Genomic DNA, 21,287 nt, shown 5'->3' with positions numbered 1-21,287 from the left:
GCCGACCGGTGGTCAGCGCGACACAGCGGCACGAACCGTCCGGTCCGCGTCGCCCGTCCGTGCCCCGTGGGATGGCATCTCCCTCGGGCGAGGTGGTCCCGCCCGAGTCCCCCCTCCTGCCGTCACCCGACTCGTGATGCTCGACGTGATGCTGGTGGCGGCGTACCTCGGTGCATCTCGGTGCATCTCGGAGGTCGTCGACGGCCGGCCGTATCCCGAGAGCCCAGGTCAGGGCACCACGAGGCATCCAGATGCTCAGCCTGGGCCAGGAGTTCACGTCCCCCTCGGACACAGCACCACCCCGGTGTTCGGGCAGGTCAGGACCCCGGGGCGCTCCACGTTCGGGCCTCCGGGGCCCTCGTGGTGCCTGTTCGATGCTCATCGCCTCGTCTCAGCCCGCCAGCAGGCGGCGAAGCGGTCGGCGGCCTCGCGGCCCGTGCCGTGGTGCACGTGCCGGTAGACGGTGAGCGTGACGGTGGCGCTCGCGGGCCCCACGCGATGGCAGACGACCTCCACCGGGACGCCGTCGGCCGGCAGCAGCGTGGCGTGGGTGTGGCGCAGGTCGTGCAGCCGGATCACCGGCAACTCGTCCTCCCCCAGCGCCTCGCGGGCCCGGGGCACCTGCGCGGTGGAGCGCCGGGAGAACCGTTCGGGTGCCGGTGACTGCCGTCGAGGTTGCTCAGCACCACCGCTGTGTCCCGCACCCGGTACTGGTCCCCCCGCCCGCGAGCCGCCGGGTAGGCGCGGAGCAGCAGCGACAGGGGTCCAGCACGTGGCGGTGCTTGCCCGGGCACCGCCTGCGCTGTCGACTCTCGACCCGAGAAGGCCCTCGAGGTGTCCCGAGGCCGCGCCATCGGCCAACCGACCACCTCGAGTGCTGCTGGACGACCGCGGGGCTCGCGGTGACGAGACGGTGACGCCGGCGTGACGGGCGCAGAGCTAGTCTCGCCGGGTTGCACAGATAGGACCCGGGTGGTTGATCTGATGCCGCCGAGTGGTGATGCTCCATGGCCTTGACCCTCCCTCGGAGGCCCACCGTGGCCGGCGTGGCCGCCGTCCTCTTCGGAGCGGTCGGCGTGTTCGCCTCCTGGGTGGGCGTGCTGGACTTCCTGTCGGCCGCAGACTTCCAGTACAAGCTGATCGGGCTCGCGTACACGGTGGCCGGGCTGGTGCTGCTCGCGGGCAGTTCGGTCCTCGCTCGGGAGGGCTGGCGGCGGAAGCGGGGTCGGGTCGCGGCCGTGGCCGCAGGCGTCGCCGGGGTGTTCGTCGGCGGCTACCTGCTCCTCATGCAGTACCGGGCGCCTGGTCTCTCGCCCCGTCGCCTGCCGCCGTTCCCGTCGTGGGTGCCGTGGGCCGCCATCGTGGTGGTGTCGGTGGGGGCGGCCGTCCTCGGCTGGTGGAGCACCAGGGCGGACGCCGCCGGGCAGCTGGCCTGGGGAGTAATCGGTGGACGGCTGCTCACCGGAGGGCTGTCCATCACGGTGCTTTTCGGCGGCGTGCAGTGGTGGTACACCCACCAGTACCAGCCGGGCACGATCGCGGCGGCCCTGACCGTCACCACCGAGCTGAGGCCGGCCCCGGCAACGGCGGGGGAGAACGCAGGCGAGCCGTCGGATGGGCACATGTTCGAGGGCACGATCACCGTGAAGAACGTCAGCTCCACCAAGGTGCTGATCGTCAGCTCCCTCTACGAGGTCACGGCGGTCACCCATGACCTCCGTGACCAGATCGACGGCATCAACGACGTCGACCGAGAGCGGCAACAGGTGGCCTGCTTCCTCGAGGAACTCGCGCCCGTGACCGATCCGGAGTGCGACCTGCCCCACATCTACCAGTACGGACAGTTCAGCGCCGGGGACCCGAGGGCCCAGGACGTCTACCCCATCTCCCGCACCAGCCAGCCGAGCGCGTTCCGGACCCTCCAGCTCGGACACATCGTCGTCGACGGATCCTGGCTGGAGCCCGAGGAGGCGTTCCAGCACAACCTGGTGGTCCACGTCCCGGAGCACGAGGCATCGAGCGAGTCCCCCGGCCTGGAGGAGTTGCAACTGTCGGCACGGTTGGCCGTCGCCCAGGGATCGCGACTGGTCCTCGAGCGGGTCCCGAGCCACGGGCCGGAGATGGTGCCGCACGCGCTCATGAGCAACGAGGAGTACCGGGACTACAAGGAGGCCGAGGACGCCGTCCGCCGCGACGGGTCGCAGGACGACAGGGCTGATGGCTCCACCAACGGACCTGACAGCACCGTCGAGGTGGACATCGGACGCCGGGACTCGTACTACGAGGAACTCACCATGCCGAGCAGTTCGGACGAGGCGCCTGTGCCGGTGACCGTCGAGCAGGCGAGGTCGCCGCGCCCCTATCCCCACCGCTACACCGTGGTCGAGTGGCCGATCGAGGACCTGAGCACCCTCCATCGACTCGTCTGGGGCTCCCACGTCGTCAACACGGTGCAGGTGCTCAGCATGCGGCTGTACGACCCCGCGGAGAGGCTGCCCCTCACGGAGGTCGAGCAGTCCGGGATGGCCACGTGCATCAGTCCTGCCGGCACGTTGGAGGGCAAGGCCGAGGACGCCGAGATCCGACGGGACCCGACCGCCGTGTGCCCCGGGGCGTGGTACTCCCTCGCCGACGAGGAGGGCCGCGTGGCGAACTCCTACGAGGGCCTGTACCAGGAGAAGGCCGAGTACGGGGAGGACTTGGCAGACTTCTACGGGCTCGTCCAGACCGGGTCGCTGGACGTGGTGTCACTGACGACCGAGGCCGAGGCAGCGGCGGCTGCGACCACGATGCCCCCCTCGGCGGATTTCCACCCCCTTCCCAGCCATGTCTTCCAGCAGTGCGAGCCAGCGCTGCAGGACGCGAAGACGCTCACGGACTTCTACGCGACCCACATCCAGCGCGCCTTCGACCGGCGTGTCGCCGAGCTGCGTGGAGACTCTCCCGACGGGTCGGGTGGAGCGCCGACGCTCGAGCAGGGTGTCGAGTCAGCCGATGTCCTCGACGCGTACGTCGATATGGCGAACAGCGATCTCTTGGCCTGCAGTGAGCTGGAGGCACCGGAGGACACCCCTGCGGCCTCGTGCCCTCAGGCCGCCGCCGCCAAGATCGATGCACTGCGGTACGCCCAGGACGTCGGTCGTGCGCTGCGGGAGGCCGAGGCGACCGATGCCTGGGTCCAGCGCGGGACGGAGGCCGTGCAGGCCTACCAACGCGCCGAGGGGGTGGTCGACGAGTGGCTCGTGACATGCCGTTGAGAGCGGGACACCGTCCGGGGGCGGACGGCACACTGCCCGGCCGCCACGGGACGAGGCCGCACGACGCCCGGGCTCGGTGCAGAGCGAACCGACACGCTGTAGATGCGTGGTACCGACACGTGCGGCTCCGGTGCTCGCTGGGGCTCCGGATCCGCCCCTTCCGAACCTGCGCTCACCGGACACGGTGGCCGCTCCGACCGGCAACGACCCCTGGGGGTCGGCGATCGTCAGCCACGCTCATCCGCCGCCTCGGCCTCCCCGCCCTGGTCCTCCTCGTGTGCGTCGCCCTGGTACCGACGGCTCAGGCTGCTCCGGCCGGTGACGAGCCCGCCTCGGTGGACACCGAGCTGGCGGGTGCGCGGGCCGCGCTCGTCCGCATCAACGTGATCGCGGACGTGACCATCGCCCATGTCAACCACTCCACCGGCGACGTGGTCATCCACCAGGGGACCTACGAGGTGCACCAAGCCACGGCGACCGGGGTGCTCGTGACTGGGGACGGTGTCATCGCGACGCTGTACAGGTTGCTCCGGGAGGACCTGGACGCGGTGACCGTTCCGGCGGCCAATCGCCTCTTCGTGGAGCAGATCGGCGCGCAACTGGTGGACGGGAACGACACGACCGATCCCACACACGCGACGGATCCCGCGATCGACGAGCATCTCCAGCACTGCTACCGACGGGTCGAGCACTGCATCGTCGTCCCCAACGAACGCTATGAGGTCGTGTTGCTCAGCGCGGGTGAGCAGGAGCCCGTGCCGGCCACGCTCGTCAACGAGCCCTCAGGCCCGACTGACGTGGCGCTCCTACGCATCGGTGCAGGAGGCCTGCCGACCGCCAGTCTGTCTCCGACCCCGGAACCCGTCGACGATGCGATGGTCGCCGGACTGGAGTGGGAGGTGTCGCAGTCAGCTCCGTCCACGCGCCGCCTGCGGCCCGCAGACGAACCCGTGCGGCTGGACGGCAGCAGACTGACGGGGGGCCCGACACTGACGAGTTCGCTGGCCGGTGGGCTGAACGGTGGACCCGTCATCGACCGGGCCACTGGCGGTGTGCTCGCCGTGGCCGACTGCGACCCGTCCTTCGTCGTCTCCGCGGTCGGGGCCGCCAGCATCCAGTCCGCGCTGGTCGGTGCCGGCATCACGCCCGCGCGATCCGGTTTCGACATCGCGTTCGCGGACGGGCTCGCACAGCTCAACCGGGGGGAGTACGCGATCGCTGCCGAGCGGCTGCGGACGGCGACGACCTACTTCGATTCAGCGCTCGCCCGCGATTACCTGACGGTCGCTCAGGACCGCGCCGCCGCCCAGGAGGACGCTGCCGGCAACGCCGCGCCGGACGACAGGGGTATCGCATGGTGGATGTGGGGGGTGGTGGCGCTGCTCGTGCTGGGGGCACTGGCCACGGGGCTGCTCATCGGACGACGTCGCCGCCCTGCCGGCTCGCACGACAGGCCCGCGGCTTCCTCGGAGATCGGCCACGGCTCCGGCGACCCCGATCACCATGTCGTCGGGAGGGCCGACCCCACGGATGGGGCAGCGCCCACGGCGGACAGCTCGTCCGCCGGCCCGCGAGATGCTGACCGGTGAACCACCCTCGGTCCAGGACCGGGAATCCCCGCTCCTGTGGCTGGACACGGACGTCGCTCCGCTGCCGAGGACGGGGACCCGGCGACACCACCCCGGCTCGCCCGTCGTGGTGTCGGTCAGCGGGGAGCCGGGATCGGCGGACCAGCAGCAGGCGTCATGCGGTGACTGGTCGTGGAGGTGGCCGCGGCCGTGAGCGAAGACGAGGATCCGTCCGCGGAGGTACATCCGCTCGCGCAGAACAGAGCTCTCCACCAGGGGGCCTCGAGTTCACCTGGTGCGGACGCTGCTCGGGGTGGCACGCCGTCCGCCTCCTCTCAGTCGTTGGGGGAGCCGGTGGGACCCGCCCGACAGCGACGCCGTCGGCCACTGCGGGTCGTCTTCGGGGCGGTCGTGCTGGCGGCGGCCGTGGTGCTCCTCGTGCTGTGGCGACCGTGGGAGCGTGGGTCCGACCGGGTCACGCGGCAGCTGGGGGTCGGCGGGTACTCCGCGGACGTTCCGCGCGACTGGGAACCATGGCGCCGGCCGGGGATCGAGGGTCAGGCCGTGCTGGCACCGGTCGACTGGTCCGGGATCTTCCTCGGGGAGCCGAACGCACGGCAACAGGCGGCCAGCATGGCTCAACGGGAGCCCGAGTCGGTGGTCGGCCTGTACGTCGCCGAGACGCCTCTGCTGAACGCGCGCGAGCCCCTGGAGCAGCGGGAGCAGATCCAGGCGTCTCTGCCCTCCAGCACGATCTCCCCACCCGGTGACCAGATCGAGATGGCCGGCCGCGCCGTCAACACCTTCGACGGGAGTCTGCGACTGACCCCGGGCGAGGTGCTGCACCTGCACCTGTACCTGATGGAGGGACCTGCTCCAGTCCTCCTCGTGTTCTTCGCTCCAGTTCAGGTGGACCCCGCATGGTTGCCGACGTTCCACCAGGTCACCCTGTCCATACGGGACTAGGGCCGCTCCGGACAGCACCGCCTCAGCAGCACGCCCATCCCTGGCTGACCGACGTCGAGGACAGCGGACGTTCGGGGGACCCAGCGCTGGACTGCTCCGTCGTCCAGAGCCTGGCTCCTCGCCCTGCAGACCAGGGACGGTGGTCGCGTCTCGCGGCGGCCGCCGCCCCTGGTCGCCTCCCGCGGATCCGGGTCCCCCTCACTCGTAGTAGAGCTTCTGCGGCCCCGGGTACACCCAGGACAGCGCGTCGCGCAGCCGGTCCCGCCAGTTCTCCCACGAGTGCCCGTCCCGGGCCTCGGTGTAGCGGACCTGCATGCCCGCGTTCTCGAACACGTGCACCATCGACCGGTTGGGCACGATCAGCTGCTCGTAGACACCGCAGGACATGAAGACCCGGTCGGCGACGCTCCGCGGCTTGGTCCGGAACCGGTTCACGAACTTCACGACCGGGTCGAAGACCGGCCCGCCGCCGTGGTCCGTGCCGATGTCGGTGAACACGAACGACCCCGACAGGAGCACCAGCGATCCGTACGTGTCCGGCGACCGGTAGGCGGCCGACAGCGCGGCGACCCCGCCGAAGGACGAGCCGAGCAGGCACCGCCCGGCCGGCTGCCCGACCAGCGGCAGCGAGGACTCCAGCTCCGGCAGCAGCTCCTGGGTGAGGAACCGCGAGTGGGCCGGCGAGTTCGCGTACTCGGTCAGCCGCTCGCCCGGGTGGGTGAAGGCGACGACCGTCTCCGCGACGTCCAGCCGGTGGATCAGGTTGTCCAGCACCGTCTTCATCGAGGCGTACTGCAGGAAGTCGCCGCCGTCGTGCACCACCAGCAGCGGGTACGGAGTGGTCGGCCGGAACCGCGCCGGGAGGTAGAGCGTCACGTGCGCGTCCCGGCCGAGCGCCCGGCTGCGCAGCACGAGGTCCTTCAGCTCGCCCTGACGGGCGTCGGGGTCCGGGAGCACCCAGTCGGGCGTCTCGTAGCCGGCGCCGAAGGCCAGGGACGACGAGCCGACCGGCCCGTGCGACCGCTTCTCGTTGAGCGGGTCGTTGAAGCGGTCGTAGTGGTCGCCGCGCCGGATCTCGACCTGGTACTCGACGCGCGAGCCCTCCGGCAGCTCCAGCACCAGGTACCACAGGTCGGTGCCGCGCAGCCGGCGCATCGGGATCCGGTCGGGCAGACCGACGATCCGCTGGCAGATCCACGCCTCGTCCGCCTCGCCGCGCCACAGGAACGTGCACCGGTCCCCCTCGACCACCGGGATCTCGTGGCGCGCGATGAACCGGTCCACCGCGTCGCCGTCGAGCGGCTTCGCCGACTTGAGCCGGTTGATCGCCAGCCGGCCGGACCCCGTCCGCGGCCGGGCCGCGGTCACGCGGCGGCTCCCTCGACGATGCGCCCCTCCTCGTCGACCACCCGGGCATCGGACGGCAGAGCACCTCCCGGGCCGAGGTCCACCCGGACGCCGTCGTCCAGGACGACGCACCGGGACGGCGCGAACCGCCGGGCCAGCACGGACATGCGCAGGGGGTCCTCGGTCCGCAGCCGCCGGCGCGCGTGCGGCAGCAGCACCAGCCCGGGGATCACGCCGATCCCCGCGTCGAAGACCTCGGTGAGCGACGCGCCCTGCGCCGCCCGGTCGTGGAAGAGCACCACCCGCGGGGTCAGCGCCATCGCCCCCGCCGACCACGCGACCACCCGCGGGGGCAGGTGCGGCGCCAGGTGGAACAGGTGCACGACGCGCACCAGCTCGCCGACGTGCCCGCCGGCGACGACCAGGCAGGCCGCCGCCGACAGCAGGCCGCGCACCTCCTCGCGGTGCCCGGCGATCGCGCCCCGGGACTCCAGCCGCCACGTGCCGTAGAAGTCGTCGTGCAGCTGCTGCACCCGGGCCACGTGCGTCGCGTCGAGCAGCCGCACCGCCGCGAGCGCGTCCTCCACCGCGGTCGCCTGGACGGTCGGGTGGCCGACGCTGCGGCCGGCCACCGCGTACACGGCCTGCAGGGCGTGGTCCAACCGGACCAGGTAGAGCTGCTGCAGCTCGTCGAGCACGAGCCGGTGCGCGCGCTCGGCCTCGGCGTACTCCGGGTCGGCCCGCAGCACGTCCATCCAGCGGGCGAACAACCGCAGGTTCCTCGCCTGCCCACCGGCCAGCGCGAGGATCTCGGCGTCGTCGGACTCCCGCTCCTGCCAGCCGGCGTTGACGACGGCCACCGGGCCGGCGATCCCCAGGGAGGACAGCACCCGGTCCAGGGTCGGCCGCCGCTGCGGGCCGAGCAGCGTGATCGACGGGGTCACGGGCGTCAGTTCGCGTGGACGTGCACGGTGCGCCCGACGTCGTCGAGCATCCCGCGCAGCGTGTCGAAGTCCGGGTGCCGCATCCGCACGTAGGCGTTGGCCATGTAGCCGGCGGTCTCCGGCTGGGTCGGCGTCCCCGGCGGCGGCAGGTGCGCGTCGAGCACCCACTGCCCGTGGCGCGCCTGGATCTCGTCGACGCCCGAGTAGCCGGAGATGGTGCCGTCCCGGTCGGGCCGCAGGGCCACGATGCCGGCCGAGTACTGCCGGGACGGCTGCCCCCAGATCTGCCCGTGCACGATCGAGTCGGCCCACTGCCGGTAGACGTCGAGGTCGTTGGCGGCCGAGTAGAGGTCCCAGGCACCGACGCCGGGCGGGCGGCAGCCGATCTCGCTGAACCTCAGCCCCTTCGGACCGAAGAACCACTCCATGTGCGTGGCGCTGGTACCGATGCCGAGCGCCTCGTTGACCCGCCGCCCCAGGTCGCGCAGCTCCTGGTAGTCGGCCACCGAGTCGATCCGGTTGGTGGCGACGAACTGCGGCGAGATCCAGCGGGTGCGCATCGCCTCGAGCACGTTCGGGAAGTAGTGCGACACGAAGTCCAGCGCCGGGACGCCGTCGACCGAGACGGTGTCGTAGAAGCCCTCGTGCCCCTCGACGAACTCCTCGACGGCGATCGAGTCGACCTGCTGCGCGCCGAACCTGCCGAGCGCGGCCTCGAGCTCGCCGTCGCCGTCGACCCGGGTGGTGTCCAGGGCCCCCGCGCCCGTCCGCGGCTTGAGGACCAGCGGGTAGCCGATCTCCCTCGCGAACGACCACACCTCGCCGGCGGTGGAGGCCGCGGTCGACGCCGCCGTCGGCACGCCGGCCGCGCGGAGGACCTCCTTCATCGACGGCTTGTCCCGGCACAGCCACGCCGTCCGCACCGAGGTCCCGGGGATCGTGCAGTTCTCCCGCACCCGCGCGGCGGCCAGCGTGTGCGACTCGATGGTGGCCTCGAGCCGGTCGACCCAGACCCGGTCCTGGATCCACCGGACGGCGTCGGTCATCACGCCGACGTCGGTGACGTCCGGGACCTGGTGGTAGTGCACCATCCACGACCGCAGCTCGTCGTCCAGCCACTCCCCCGGGCGGTCGCCGACGCCGTAGACCGACGCCCCAACCTCGGCCAGGGCGCGCACGAAGTGGCGTTGCGTCGACGGGAAGGCCGGATCGACGAACACCACGTTCATCCCGAGAACTCTAGAAGGCCTCTCGGCCCCCCGCAGGGTCCCGCCGCGAGCGTGCGAGCGGTGGGGGGCGGGGGGTCCGTTCGGTAGCGTCCGCCCATGGTCGTCGCCGCCTTCGTCGCGCCGTACCTGATGGAGGCCACGACCCGGTTCGTCTCCGTCGCCGCGGAGCTGCCCGGCGTTCGGCTCGGGCTGGTCACCTGCGAGCCCGTGGAGCGGATCCCGCCGCGGCTGCGCGAGCGGCTCGACGGCCACTGGCGGGTCGACGACGCGCTCGACCCGCGGCAGCTGGCGTGGGCGGTGAGCGGCCTGGCCGGGCAGATCGGCCGGGTGGAGAAGCTGGTCGGCGCCCTCGAGCAGTTGCAGGTGCCACTGGCGCAGGTGCGCGAGTCCCTCGGCATCGAGGGCATGGACGTGCGGACGGCCCTCAACGTGCGGGACAAGTCGCGGATGAAGGAGACGCTCCAGGCGGCCGGCATCCCGTGCGCGCGGCACGCGCTCGTGCGCTCCCCCGGCGAGGCGCTGGCCTTCGCCGACGGGGTCGGGTTCCCGCTGGTCGCCAAGCCACCCGCCGGCGCCGGCGCGCAGTCGACGTTCCGGCTCGACGACGGCGGCATGCTGCAGGGCTGGCTGGCCGCCGTGCCGCTGGGCAGCGACTCGCCCGCGCTGCTCGAGGAGTTCCTCACCGGCGAGGAGCACACCTTCGACAGCGTCACCCTCGGCGGCTCGACCGTGTGGTCGTCGATCGCGGACTACCGCCCGCCGCCGCTGGAGGTCCTGCGCACCCCGTGGATCCAGTGGACGGTCGTGCTGCCCCGCGACATCGGCGGCCCGCGGTACGAGGGCATCCACCGCTGGGGGCCGGCGGCGCTGGCGGCGCTGGGCGTCACCGACGGGCTGACGCACATGGAGTGGTTCGCCCGGCCCGACGGCTCGGTCGCGGTCTCGGAGGTGGCCGCCCGGCCCCCCGGGGCGCAGCTGACCTCGATGCACGGCTACGCGCACGACGTCGACCTCTACCGCGCCTGGGCGGAGCTGGTGGTCCTCGGCCGGTTCGACGTGCCCGAGCGCCGGTACGCGGCCGGGACGGCCTACCTGCGCGGCATGGGGCGCGGCCGCGTGCGCGCGGTGCACGGTGTCGACGCCGTCCAGGAGCAGATCGGGCACCTCGTGGTGGAGGCGCGGCTCCCCCGGCCCGGGCAGCCCGCCGCCGGCGACTACCTGGGTGAGGGGTACGCGATGGTGCGCGACCCCGACACCGCCGTGGTGGAGGACGCGCTGCACCGGATCGTCAGCGGGGTGCGCGTGGAACTGGCCGAGGCCTGACACGAGGGGCCTGACACGACCCGGAGGTGCGATGGACGTCGTGATGCTCTCCCCCGGCTACCCGGCGGAGATGGCGTACTTCACCCGGGCGCTGGCCGACGTCGGCGCCCGGGTCATCGGGGTGGGTGACCAGCCGCCGGACGCCCTGCCCGAGGCCGCCCGCTCGTCGCTGGCCCACTACGAGCACGTGGACCTCGCCGACGAGGGTGCGGTGCTCGGCGCGCTGCGCGGGCTGTCGCAGCACGTCGCGATCGACCGGGTGGAGTGCCTCTGGGAGCCGTACATGCTCCTGGCCGCGCGCATCCGGGAGACCTTCGGGCTGCCCGGCATGACCGTCGAGCAGACCGTGCCCTTCCGCGACAAGGAGCGGATGAAGCGCGTCCTCGACGCCGCCGGCATCCGGACGCCGTGGCACGTCAGCGCGCGCACCGTCGCCGAGGTGTGGGCGGCCGCCGAGAAGGTGGGCTACCCGCTCATCGTGAAGCCGATCGCGGGCGCCGGCTCGGCGGACACCTACCGGGTCGACTCGCCGCAGGAGCTGACCGAGGTCCTGCCCCTGCTGCGGCACGTGCCCGAGGTCAGCGTCGAGGAGTTCGTCGACGGCGAGGAGTTCACCTTCGACACCATCTGCGCCGACGGCCGGATCCTGTTCGAGCACGTCCTCTGGTACCGCCCGCGACCGCTGCAGATGCGCATGCACGAGTGGGTCAGCCCGGTGTCGATCTCGCTGCGCGACCTGTCCGTGCCGCACCTCGCCGGCGGACGGCGGATGGGCGAGGCCGTGCTCGCGGCGCTCGGGTTCCGCACCGGCTTCACGCACATGGAGTGGTACCTCAAGCACGACGGCGAGGCGGTGTTCGGCGAGATCGGGGCCCGCCCGCCCGGTGCCCGCGTGGTCGACGTCATGAACTACGCCACCGACGGCGACACCTACGTCGGCTGGGCGCAGGCCGTCGTCCACGGGTCCATGCAGCCCCTGGAGCGCCGGTACAACGCCGGCGCCGTCTTCAAGCGCGCCCGCGGCTCCGGGCGGATCACGCACTCGGAGGGCCTCGACGCGCTGCTGGGCCGGTACGGCGACCACGTGGCGCTGGTCGACCTGCTCCCGGTGGGGGCACCGCGCCGGGACTGGCGCTCGACGGTCACCGGCGACGGCATGGTCGTCGTCCGGCACCCGGAGCTGCAGCAGGTCATCGAGATGACCGAGGCCTTCGCCCGCGACTTCCAGCTGTACGCCTCGTAGCAGGGCCCTCAGCAGAGCTCGTCGAGGTACTGCGGCAGCATCCGCCGCCAGGTCTCCCAGTCGTGCGGCCACTCCGGGCCCCAGACGTCGACCCGGTTCGGCACGCCCTTGCTGCCGAGCACGTCGCCGGCGTCCCAGGACGCGCCGACGTCCTCCCACGCTCCCTGGCCGGTGGCGATGACCGCGAACCGGGTGCGCAGCAGGTCGAGCTGCTCACCCTCCAGCCCGGGGAGGAAGTCCAGCGGCGAGGCGAAGAAGAGGTCCGGCGAGGACCGGTGGTCGAGGAACTTCTGGATCCGGTACGTGCCGCTCATGCCCACGGCGGCGCGGAACACGTCGGGGAACCGGCACAGGACGGCGAGGGAGTTGAACGCCCCGATCGAGGCGCCGGTGACGACGACCGGCGTCTCGTCCCCGCCCATGTCGGTGCGGATGGCCGGGACGACCTCGTGCCGGATCGCGTGGTGGAACTGGTTGAACAGCCACATCCGGTACTCCGGCGGACCCGCCTTCGCCACCATGGCCTGCCCGGGCACGCTGTCGCAGGAGTAGAGCTTGACCCGGCCGCTCTCGATCAGCGGCCAGCAGGCGCCGACCACGCCGTTGCGCTCGATCTCCTCGGCGTCGCCGCCCGCCGTCGGGAAGACCAGGACGGGGGTTCCGTAGTGGCCCCACCGGGCCAGACCGATCGGCTGGTCCATCCGCTCGGAGTGCCAGCGGTCGGTCACCTTCACGCCGGTGACCCTTGCACGGCCCCCCACCGGCGACAAACGCGGCAGCGCACCGGGTTCTGTGCCAACCTGGCCGCACGTCGGCACCGATGGGAGGCGACCATCGTGGGGCAAGAGGTCGAGGCCCGGACGTTCTCGCGCGCGGACCGCCTGCGCTACCGGGAGAAGCTGCGCCGCTGCCTGGACGTGTTCGGCCGCATGCTCAACGAGTCGAAGTTCGACTTCGAGCGGCCGCTGACCGGCACGGAGATCGAGTTCAACCTGGTCGACGCCCGGCAGGACCCGGCGATGCGCAACGAGGAGGTCCTCGCCGCGATCGCCGACGAGGTCTTCCAGGCCGAGATGGGCCAGTTCAACATCGAGATGAACGTGCGGCCGACGTCGCTGGCCGGCACGGCCGCCGCGGAGCTCGAGACTGAGCTGCGGGCCAGCCTCAACGCCGCCGAGGAGCGCGCCCGCGCCATCGGGGCGCACATCGTCATGATCGGCACGCTGCCGACCCTCGGGCCCGAGCACGTCACCGGCGAGGCGATCACCGCGCACCCGCGCTACGCGCTGATCAACGAGCAGATCTTCGCCGCGCGGGGCGAGGACCTGCACATCGCCATCTCCGGGCCCGAGCGGCTGGACGTGCACGCCGACACGATCGCGCCGGAGGCCGCCTGCACCAGCACCCAGTTCCACCTGCAGGTCAGCCCCCAGGACTACGCGGCCCACTGGAACGCCGCGCAGTGCATCGCCGGCGTCCAGGTGGCGCTCGGTGCCAACTCGCCGTTCCTGTTCGGCAAGGAGCTGTGGCGGGAGACCCGGATCGCGCTCTTCGAGCAGGCCACCGACACCCGCCCACTGGAGCTCAAGGAGCAGGGCGTCCGGCCCCGGGTCTGGTTCGGCGAGCGCTTCATCACCTCCGTGTTCGACCACTTCGAGGAGAACGTCCGCTACTTCCCCGCGCTGCTGCCGGTCTGCGACGAGGAGGACCCGCTCGCCGTCCTCGACCGCGGCGACACCCCGCAGCTGGCCGAGCTGCGGATGCACAACGGGACCGTCTACCGCTGGAACCGTCCCGTCTACGACGTCCACCGGGGCCGGCCGCACCTGCGGGTCGAGAACCGGGTGCTGCCCGCCGGGCCGACCATCGTCGACGTGTTCGCCAACGGCGCCTTCTACTACGGGCTGCTGCGCACCCTGGCGGCGCAGGACCGGCCGGTGTGGTCGCAGATGTCCTTCGCCACCGCCGAGGAGAACTTCGACGAAGGCGCCCGCAACGGCATCAACGCCCAGCTGTACTGGCCCGGCCTCGGCACGGTGCCGGTGACCGAGCTGGTGCTGCGCCGGCTGCTGCCCATGGCCCAGCAGGGCCTGGCCGAGTGGGACGTCGACACCTCGGTCAGCGACCGGCTCCTGGGCGCGATCGAACGCCGCTGCACCGCCTACCGCAACGGCGCGGAGTGGCAGGCGGAGGTGTTCCACCGGATCGACGAGCAGCGGCAGCCGCTGGACCGCCGTGACGCGCTGCGGGAGATGCTGCGCCGCTACAGCGAGCTCATGCACGCCAACGAGCCGGTCGCGGACTGGCCGCTCGACTAGGGCCTGTCCCGCGGATCTGGTGCGCCGCCCACGTCCCTGGAGGCGGCCGATGGGACACCGGCTGACCGGCGCAGTGTCAGCCCGGCAGGATCGTTGCTGCAGATGGCGTCTGCCGTTGGGCAGCGACAGGGGTCCTCCCTGCGTGACGTGCGCAGTCGGTTGCCGTACGCCCTCGTGCCGGGGCTGCTCGTCCTGGTCCCGGTGTGGTGGCTGGACGACCTCCGGTCAGCGATCGGCCTCGCCCCCGCCGGTGTCGTCGCCAGTGCACTCGCGTTGCCGTTCAGCCTGCCGCGAGGTGATCGCCGCCAGCGGGGCTGTACCCGAGTGAGCCGCTCGAGGACACCGCCAGGCCAGCCCAGAGGGCGGCTCCAGGGACAGCGGCAGGAGCCGGGGCGTGGCACACCTCTGGTTGCCGCGTGCCGCTGCCCCCGTCACCGAGAATCCGAGGCCCTCGACGCCAAGGCCGAGAGAGTGCCTGATGGAATCAGAGGCAGTAGGGACAGCCCGTGCCGTCGGCGGCCACCGTGCGCAGGCAGTGGAGCAGCGGACCGAGACGAGTGCCCTTCGGCACCACGGCGCGAGCACCGGCTACCCCGGCCTGGGAGCGCGCCTCGGAGCCTTCACCAGTCAACACGATGACCCGGGTCGGGGATCGGGCGGCACGCAGCGCCTCCGTCGCTGCGAACCCGCCCATCACCGGCATGGACAGGTCCATGAACACGACGTCGGGGCAGAGCCTCTCAGCGGCCTCCACGACCTGTGACCCGTCCTCGCACTCGCCGACGACGGTGAGGTCGTCCTCGTCGGACAGGGCTTCCGCCAGAGCCCTGCGCACGTGTGGATGGTCATCGACGACGAGCACGCGGATCTCGGCGGGGGCACCGCTGCCACTGCGGTCTCCGGTCACCCACGCACTCCTCTCGGCACGAGTACCTGCCGAGATCCGCTCGCCTGGCAGGTCGGACACCTCCAGTATCGGCACCGCGAGACAGCGGCGGCCACAGCGCGCCGGACGACACCCCCGGCGATGCGTATCCCTCAGTGGGCTGCACAGGGACAGGGCCGGATCGCTCGAAGGGCGCGACTTCGGGACGCTGGAGGCGGCTGGACGTCCGGGGAACGAGGCGCGCTGGCAACCGTCACGGGCCCGGCGGAACGTGCCGACGGCGACGTCGAAGGGGCCGACGCCCACGTCGCTCCCTGCGCCGCGACGTCCTCGAGGTGGCTACTGCCCGCCGCTCACCAGGAGCACGACACCCGCGACGATGGCAACAGCGCCGGCAAACAGGGCCTGACCCTCGTTGTAGCCCGTCCAGACGGGGGCGGACCTCTCGCTCTTGCCGACAGACCCCAGGCCGAACAGCAGGACGAGTCCGGCGACGATGCACAGGACGCCGATGACGCGCACGCGGACCGATCCATCCCTCCCTCGACAGCGAGGCGAGTGGATCACGGGGACGGCGGGCGTTGCGCAGCGATTCACCTACACGTGTCCCGAAGAGGGCCGCATGGGGACATCCGAGCGACTGGCGGACTCGGCTGCGAGGGCAGCAGCCTGACAAACCAACGTCGAGTCAGCGCCACGGCCTGTGGAGGACCACCCAGTACAGATACACGACACAGGCGAGGGCCAGCACTGAACCGACGATCGAGAAGGCGTCATCCCGGGTCCTGTGGCTGCGGTGTGCGGCAGCCGGCCGGTGCGGGCGCTCACGGCGCAAGTGCCGTCAGACGGCCCGCCACTCCGCCGTCCTGCGGACGAACTGCTCGAGCGCGAGCACGTCGAAGCCGTGCCAGAGCAGGCGGTATCCCCTTCCGAGGAGCGCCTGCGTCTGCTCGGGCGTCAGCGCCGCGCCGCCGAGCGGGATGCCGGCCTCGGCGGCCACTTGCTCCACGTGGGTGATCGCCTCGACCAGCTCCGGTGCGTCGAGGCGTCCCGAGACGCCCATCTCGGTGGAGAGGTCGAACGGCGCGATGGTCAGGCAGTCGATGCCATCGACCCGGCAGATCTCCTCGATGTTCTCGACGGCGCTGAGGGTCTCGATCAGCAGCGTGCAGACCGTCTCGCCGCCGCGCCGGCCGAGGTACTCGAACAGGCCGACGCCCCACCGCGCGTGGGCCACGAACGGTCCCCATCCCCGCCGCCCCTCGGGCGGGTACCTGGTGAGGGCCACACACTCGGCGGCCGACTCGGCGGTGGTGACGAGCGGGAAGACGATCCCCTCCGCGCCGGCATCCAGAGCGGTCTTCACGGCGGCCGCGTCACAGCCGGGCACCCGGACCCACGGGGAGCACCCGGTCCCTGCGGTGCTCGCGATCATGGCGTGCAGGCTCTCGGGTCCGATCGGGCCGTGCTCCTGGTCGATCATGACGACGTCGGCGCCGGCCGCGGCCAGGGCCTGCGTGACGACGGCGGACGGGACGATGTTGATGAACGCCGCCAGAGGGACCTCGCCCTGCAGGCGCTCTCGGACGCCCGGCATGACCCCTCCCGCACACGCATCCGCCCGCCAGGGAGCACGGACGGCCCGTCGTGACGGGCCCACGGTCCCAGAACCTCCGTCGCAGCGTCCATCACCTCCCACAGCTCCGCGGGACCGCAGGCGCTTCGCGTTTCCGATCCATTCGTCGGCCGGCTGGAGCCCGCGCCGGCGTCCGCCGGCATGCCAGCGTCGAGCAAGCAGCCGCGGTCCCGACCCCGCTCAGTGGATGTCTCGGTGGAGACGGGCCGATCTCTCGGCGTGACCAGCCGGACCACCTGGGCAGTGCTTACTGGCGTGCCGATGATCGGTTGGGCCGTGGCTGTCGGGCTGCTCGTGGCCTTCCTCACGGACTGGCCAGGCGACACGAAGGTCCTCGTCGCGGCTGTCATCTCGGGTCCGGGAGCTGGAGCTGTCCTCTGGTCATCCCGTCGAGCACGGCCCCACGCGCGAGGTGATGGCATCGGACCGGGATGCTCGCGGTCTGCTACCCGCTCACGACGAGGGCCGGGCGCCTGGGCACGGAAGGCTCCCGGGACGGGTCAGCGAGGCGTAACGTGCCGCCGTGACACCGTCGTCAGTGTCGCCGTTCGCCGTCCCCCGCGACGGTGGTGAACGGTTCAGCTTCAGTGGGACCACCCTGATCCTGCGAGCGGCAGCAGACGCGACTGGCGGCTCCTGCACCGTCCTGGAGGAAGCGACTCCGCTGCTCGACACCCCGACCCACGTGCACTCTCGCGAGGACGAGATGTACTACGTGGTCGAGGGCGACCACGTCTTCGTCTGTGGCGGGCGGGAGTTCCAGGCAGGGCCGGGCGGCCTCGTGTTCCTCCCCAGGGGGATCCCGCACGCCCACCGGCGGCTCGTGCCGGGCTTCGGGCGACTCGTCTGCATCCTGACGCCCGGGGGCTTGGAGGGGTTCTTCCGGATCCTGGCCGAGGCGACGCAGACCGGTGGGCCGATGGACGAGGCCTACGCGCGGGCGTCCCGGGAGTACGGGATCACCTGGCTGCCCTGACCATCCCGCCCGTCCCGTGTGCCGCCGCTGGAGGACGCCGGCCGGCTCGCCGGGCAGGTGGCTCAGGCCTGGGCGTGCACGTGGGCCCGGTCGACGTGGCCCCTGGAGGACCCAGCCTCTCCCACTGTCCGGGCTCGTTCTCCCAGAAGAGGACGACGTACTCGTAGTCGCCGTCGACGAACAGGTCCACTGCCACCCGCTCGGTGGAGACGATCACCGAGTCGACTCCGGCGTCGGCTGCCTGCGGCCGGTCGGACAGGGCGAGGAGCGCCGGCCGCTGCCGCTCGGCACCATCGAGGTCGCCCATGGTGCCCACCTCCGGAGGCTGTGGCGATCGTCGTCCGTGAGCCGAGCGGACCCGTCCCGTGGCGGGCCGATCCGGGACACCGGCAGCGGCGCACACGATCCGCAGGCCAGGCCCTAGACGCGACCGAGCCGGCTCTCCTCGTCGCGCATCCACATGCCGAGCAGCCCCCGGTAGTGCGCGATGAAGTGGTCGTGCTCGTGCGGCGGGAACGTGGAGCGCACGGTGTCGACGAGGAGCCGGTCGAAGTCGGGGCTGCGCACCCAGTCGAGCACGACCTCGTCGAGGTGGGCGAGCCGGCTGGCGCAGAAGTCGGAGTAGGCCTCGACCTGGAAGTACTCGTCGGCCAGGCCGCGGTAGGCCTTGAGCTTCTCCCCGTAGCCCAGGTCCTCGCGGTCGGCGATGTCGAAGTACCGGCGGGTGTCGAGGTCGTACCGCGGCCGGCGACCGGTGGCGGTGCAGTACACCGACCACCGGACCAGCGCCTTCAGCGCCCACGGGAAGTAGTAGTGCAGGCTGGTCAGCGCGATGTCCGGGCAGGCGTTGGCGTAGTCGATGGGGTGGACGACGCCGTCCCTGATCAGGGTCTCGCAGGAGTTGAACTCCCAGCGGAAGAAGGCGTTGACCAGCCGGCCGATGGTGACCGTCTCCTCGCCGGTGGCGGCGTCCAGGAAACCGTGGGCGACCGAGTACCGGCCGTGCATCGGCTGGTCGGGGTCGAACTTCATGACCATGGTCTCGGGGCCGATGGACAGGCTCCGCGCGAAGACGTCGTACCCGGCGACGGCCTTCTGCAGGTGCATCAGCCGCTGACCGGAGGCGTCGTACGCCCGCTGCAGCTCCTCGGCGTTGCGGATCATCGTGACGCCGACCCAGGCGCCCCCGTCGTAGGGCTTCATGAACAACGGGTAGCCCATCCGCTCGGCGATCGCCGTCAGGTCGAAGGGCCGGTTGTACTTCTCCGCCGTGTAGGCGTACTTGGCGTGGTCCGGCGGGTTCTTGTACGGGATGAGCACCGTGTCGGGAACCCGCAGCCCCAGCCGCAGCATGGCGCAGTACGCCGCGTGCTTCTCCATGCTCTGGAAGGTGAAGGGGCTGTTGAGCAGGTAGACGTCGTCCATGAGGGCGGCCTTCTTCAGCCACTCACGGGGGTGGTAGTACCAGTAGGCCAGGCGGTCGATGACCAGGTCGTAACGGGGCTTGGCACACAGGTCGAACGGCTCGACCGTGATCCGCTCGACGTCGTACTCGTGGGCGGCACCGGTGCCGTCGTGCACGGTGCCGAGGCGGCGCACGATCGACTCGAAGGCGGTGGGCCAGTCCTCCTCGGTCCCGAGCAGCAGGCCGATGAGGTGCCGGTGGTCGGACATCGACGCTCCTCCAGCGGTGGCAGGGCCTCCCGCGTCGCTCCGGTGACCAGGGCGGACGCGGACGCAGCCTATGACCGGCCGGGGATCACTGCGAGTTCGCGCCAGAGGTGCGCGGCCGCCTCGGCCCCGCGGTACAGCATGGGCAGCAGCACCCGCTCGTTCGGTGAGTGGATCCGGTCGGTGGGCAGCATCGCGCCCAGGAACAGCAGCGGAGCACCGAGCCTCTCGACCAGAGCGGCCTCCGGTCCGCTGCCGCCCTCGCGCAGGTAGAGCACCTCGTCGGGATCGCCGTCCCAGGCCCGGGCGATGGCCCGCCGCAGGGCGCCCATGTGCGGGGAGTCGAGGTCGCTGGCGCACGGGGCGACGCCGGCCTTCTCGGCCCGCACGTCGGCGGTGATCCCCGCCGGCAGCCGCTGGTCGACCCAGGCGCGGACCTGGTCGGCGACGTCCGCCGGTGCCTGGTCGGCCACCAGCCGGAAGCTGATCTTCGCGTGCGCCTCGGCCGGGACGATCGTCTTGTGGCCGGGGCCGGTGTAGCCGCCCCACATGCCGTTGACCTCGGCGGTGGGCCGGGCGCCGATCCGCTCCAGGGTGCTGAACCCGGCCTCGCCGCCCGCCGCGGAGCCCGCCGCCGGCCCGGCCAGCCAGGCCTCCTCGTCGAAGGGCAGCCGGGTCATCAGCTCGCGCTCGCGGTCGCCGAGCGGGCGCACCCGGTCGTAGAAGCCGGGCAGCGTGACCCGGCCCTGCTCGTCGTGCAGGCCCGCCAGCATCTCGGCCATGGCGTGCAGCGGGTTGGGGACCGCGCCCCCGAACGACCCCGAGTGCAGGTCCACCTCGGGGCCGCGCAGCGTGATCTCCGCACCGGCCAGCCCGCGCAGCGAGACGACCGCGCCGGGGACGTCGGGAGCGGCCATGCCGGTGTCGCTGACGACGACGACGTCGCAGTCGAGCCGGTCCCGCCGCTCCTGCAGCAGTGCGGCGAGGTGCGGCGACCCGGACTCCTCCTCGCCCTCCACGAGCAGCTTCAGGGTCACGGCCGGGGTGTCCCGGCCGCTCGCGGCGAGGTGGGCGCGCACGCCGAGCAGGTGCATGGCGACGTTGCCCTTGTCGTCGCTCGCACCGCGGGCGTGCAGCTCTGGGCCCTGCGGGCCCTCGACGACCGTCGGCTCGAACGGCGGGTGGACCCACAGCTCCAGCGGGTCCACCGGCTGCACGTCGTGGTGTCCGTACACGAGCGCGACCGGGGCGCCGGGGTCGTCCGACGGCCACTCGGCGAAGACCGCGGGCGCGCCGGGCGTCGGCCAGATCTCGACCGTCGGGAAGCCGACCCGGCGCAGCGCCTCGGCCAGCCACCCGGCGCTGCGGGCGACGTCGGAGGCGTGCGCGGGATCGGCGGAGATCGACGGGATCCGCACCCAGGCGTCGAGATCGGCCCGCAGGTCGTCGAGGTGCGCGGTCACGAACTGGCGCTCGGGGCTGGTCACGACCCCCGACCGTAGCCCGCCGGCGAGGACGTCCCGCTGCCGTCCACCGCACACGGGCGACACGCGCTCCAGGGCGACGTCGGCGCCGGGCGGTGCAGGCAGGATGTCCGCGGCCCGGCCGGGCCCCCGAGCGACGCCACCGGATCGAGGAGTGGCCGCCCCGGCGGCCGGCACCGAGGAGGGAGCTGACGATGAGCCGATCGCGGTACGAGATGGACCCCGGCCTGCAGAGGGTGGGCCGGCTGCTCGGCCGCCTGACACCCAGCACCTCAGCGGGTTACCGGCGGCAGGTCCGGGTCCTGAACGCCCTCGCCCGGCGCCGCCACCGCCCCGGGCAGGAGACCAGCCGGGTCCGCGGCGACATCGAGGTGGGGCCGGGGGGGGGGGCCCGCCGGGCCCGGTCCCCCCGGGGGCCTGTGGGACTCCGGCGGGCCGG

The 21,287-nt window shown here is 72.2% G+C and carries 18 protein-coding genes; 7 read left to right on the top strand and 11 right to left on the bottom strand.

Going from position 1 to position 21,287, the window contains the following annotated elements:
- Positions 1–378: 378 nt before the first annotated feature.
- A complete protein-coding gene (locus tag ACI79V_RS18875) occupies positions 379–621 on the bottom strand; it encodes a hypothetical protein (RefSeq protein ID WP_456891665.1) in 243 nt (80 codons plus the stop codon).
- Positions 622–1,046: 425 nt separating this feature from the next.
- Here ACI79V_RS18875 and ACI79V_RS18870 point away from each other — a divergent pair, with 425 nt between their 5' ends.
- The 3 genes from ACI79V_RS18870 to ACI79V_RS18860 all read left to right on the top strand — a co-directional run bounded on the left by ACI79V_RS18870 (position 1,047) and on the right by ACI79V_RS18860 (position 5,791).
- Positions 1,047–3,257 carry a hypothetical protein gene (locus ACI79V_RS18870; RefSeq protein ID WP_456891664.1) on the top strand — a complete coding sequence of 737 codons (2,211 nt, stop codon included), beginning with the start codon at positions 1,047–1,049 and terminating at the stop codon, positions 3,255–3,257.
- A 335-nt stretch (positions 3,258–3,592) separates the two neighbouring features.
- On the top strand, positions 3,593–4,846 hold the full coding sequence (locus ACI79V_RS18865) for a hypothetical protein (protein WP_456891662.1): 1,254 nt from the start codon (positions 3,593–3,595) through the stop codon (positions 4,844–4,846).
- A gap of 543 nt (positions 4,847–5,389) precedes the next feature.
- Positions 5,390–5,791 carry a hypothetical protein gene (locus ACI79V_RS18860; protein ID WP_456891660.1) on the top strand — a complete coding sequence of 134 codons (402 nt, stop codon included), beginning with the start codon at positions 5,390–5,392 and terminating at the stop codon, positions 5,789–5,791.
- A 198-nt stretch (positions 5,792–5,989) separates the two neighbouring features.
- On the opposite strand, the gene ACI79V_RS18855 is transcribed toward ACI79V_RS18860, so the two are convergent.
- Genes ACI79V_RS18855 through ACI79V_RS18845 form a run of 3 tightly spaced genes read right to left on the bottom strand, consistent with a single transcriptional unit; the run spans position 5,990 to position 9,311 of the window.
- Positions 5,990–7,159, bottom strand: a complete 1,170-nt coding sequence (locus ACI79V_RS18855) for an alpha/beta hydrolase-fold protein (RefSeq protein ID WP_456891658.1) — start codon at positions 7,157–7,159, stop codon at positions 5,990–5,992.
- Entirely contained in the window at positions 7,156–8,082 is a 927-nt protein-coding gene (locus tag ACI79V_RS18850; RefSeq protein ID WP_456891656.1) for a hypothetical protein, read from the bottom strand. Before ACI79V_RS18850 ends, ACI79V_RS18855 begins: the two co-directional genes overlap by 4 nt.
- A 5-nt stretch (positions 8,083–8,087) precedes the next feature.
- Complete coding sequence (locus ACI79V_RS18845; RefSeq protein ID WP_456891654.1) at positions 8,088–9,311, bottom strand: ATP-grasp domain-containing protein; 1,224 nt, start codon at positions 9,309–9,311, stop codon at positions 8,088–8,090.
- Between the two features lie 96 nt (positions 9,312–9,407).
- Here ACI79V_RS18845 and ACI79V_RS18840 point away from each other — a divergent pair, with 96 nt between their 5' ends.
- Both ACI79V_RS18840 and ACI79V_RS18835 read left to right on the top strand, forming a co-directional pair.
- Positions 9,408–10,634: a hypothetical protein gene (locus ACI79V_RS18840; protein ID WP_456891652.1), complete on the top strand. Its 1,227-nt coding sequence runs from the start codon at positions 9,408–9,410 to the stop codon at positions 10,632–10,634.
- 31 nt (positions 10,635–10,665) lie between these two features.
- On the top strand, positions 10,666–11,877 hold the full coding sequence (locus ACI79V_RS18835; RefSeq protein ID WP_456891649.1) for an ATP-grasp domain-containing protein: 1,212 nt from the start codon (positions 10,666–10,668) through the stop codon (positions 11,875–11,877).
- A gap of 8 nt (positions 11,878–11,885) precedes the next feature.
- Here the strand turns inward: ACI79V_RS18835 and ACI79V_RS18830 are convergent, their stop codons facing one another.
- Complete coding sequence (locus ACI79V_RS18830) at positions 11,886–12,611, bottom strand: esterase family protein (protein WP_456891647.1); 726 nt, start codon at positions 12,609–12,611, stop codon at positions 11,886–11,888.
- Positions 12,612–12,713: 102 nt separating this feature from the next.
- On the opposite strand from ACI79V_RS18830, the gene ACI79V_RS18825 reads away from it, so the two are divergent.
- On the top strand, positions 12,714–14,195 hold the full coding sequence (locus tag ACI79V_RS18825; RefSeq protein ID WP_456891645.1) for a hypothetical protein: 1,482 nt from the start codon (positions 12,714–12,716) through the stop codon (positions 14,193–14,195).
- 484 nt (positions 14,196–14,679) lie between these two features.
- On the opposite strand, the gene ACI79V_RS18820 is transcribed toward ACI79V_RS18825, so the two are convergent.
- From ACI79V_RS18820 to ACI79V_RS18810, 3 genes are all read right to left on the bottom strand, one after another.
- The gene (locus ACI79V_RS18820) at positions 14,680–15,102 is read right to left on the bottom strand and encodes a response regulator (RefSeq protein ID WP_456891643.1); all 423 of its coding nucleotides are present in this window, start codon (positions 15,100–15,102) and stop codon (positions 14,680–14,682) included.
- Positions 15,103–15,420: 318 nt separating this feature from the next.
- The gene (locus ACI79V_RS18815) at positions 15,421–15,603 is read right to left on the bottom strand and encodes a hypothetical protein (protein WP_456891641.1); all 183 of its coding nucleotides are present in this window, start codon (positions 15,601–15,603) and stop codon (positions 15,421–15,423) included.
- A gap of 319 nt (positions 15,604–15,922) precedes the next feature.
- A complete protein-coding gene (locus ACI79V_RS18810) occupies positions 15,923–16,678 on the bottom strand; it encodes an HpcH/HpaI aldolase family protein (protein WP_456891639.1) in 756 nt (251 codons plus the stop codon).
- A 562-nt stretch (positions 16,679–17,240) separates the two neighbouring features.
- On the opposite strand from ACI79V_RS18810, the gene ACI79V_RS18805 reads away from it, so the two are divergent.
- Complete coding sequence (locus tag ACI79V_RS18805; protein WP_456891635.1) at positions 17,241–17,693, top strand: cupin domain-containing protein; 453 nt, start codon at positions 17,241–17,243, stop codon at positions 17,691–17,693.
- Here the strand turns inward: ACI79V_RS18805 and ACI79V_RS18800 are convergent.
- The 3 genes from ACI79V_RS18800 to ACI79V_RS18790 form a co-directional block, all read right to left on the bottom strand.
- Entirely contained in the window at positions 17,677–18,000 is a 324-nt protein-coding gene (locus tag ACI79V_RS18800) for a hypothetical protein (RefSeq protein WP_456891633.1), read from the bottom strand. The two genes, ACI79V_RS18805 and ACI79V_RS18800, sit on opposite strands and share 17 nt — an antisense overlap.
- A gap of 113 nt (positions 18,001–18,113) precedes the next feature.
- Complete coding sequence (locus ACI79V_RS18795; protein ID WP_456891631.1) at positions 18,114–19,367, bottom strand: ATP-grasp domain-containing protein; 1,254 nt, start codon at positions 19,365–19,367, stop codon at positions 18,114–18,116.
- A gap of 68 nt (positions 19,368–19,435) precedes the next feature.
- The gene (locus tag ACI79V_RS18790; RefSeq protein ID WP_456891630.1) at positions 19,436–20,851 is read right to left on the bottom strand and encodes a M20/M25/M40 family metallo-hydrolase; all 1,416 of its coding nucleotides are present in this window, start codon (positions 20,849–20,851) and stop codon (positions 19,436–19,438) included.
- Positions 20,852–21,287: the final 436 nt, after the last annotated feature.

The organism is Geodermatophilus sp. SYSU D00700 (genome assembly GCF_054050255.1).
This window is presented reverse-complemented; position numbering and strand designations above follow the sequence as displayed.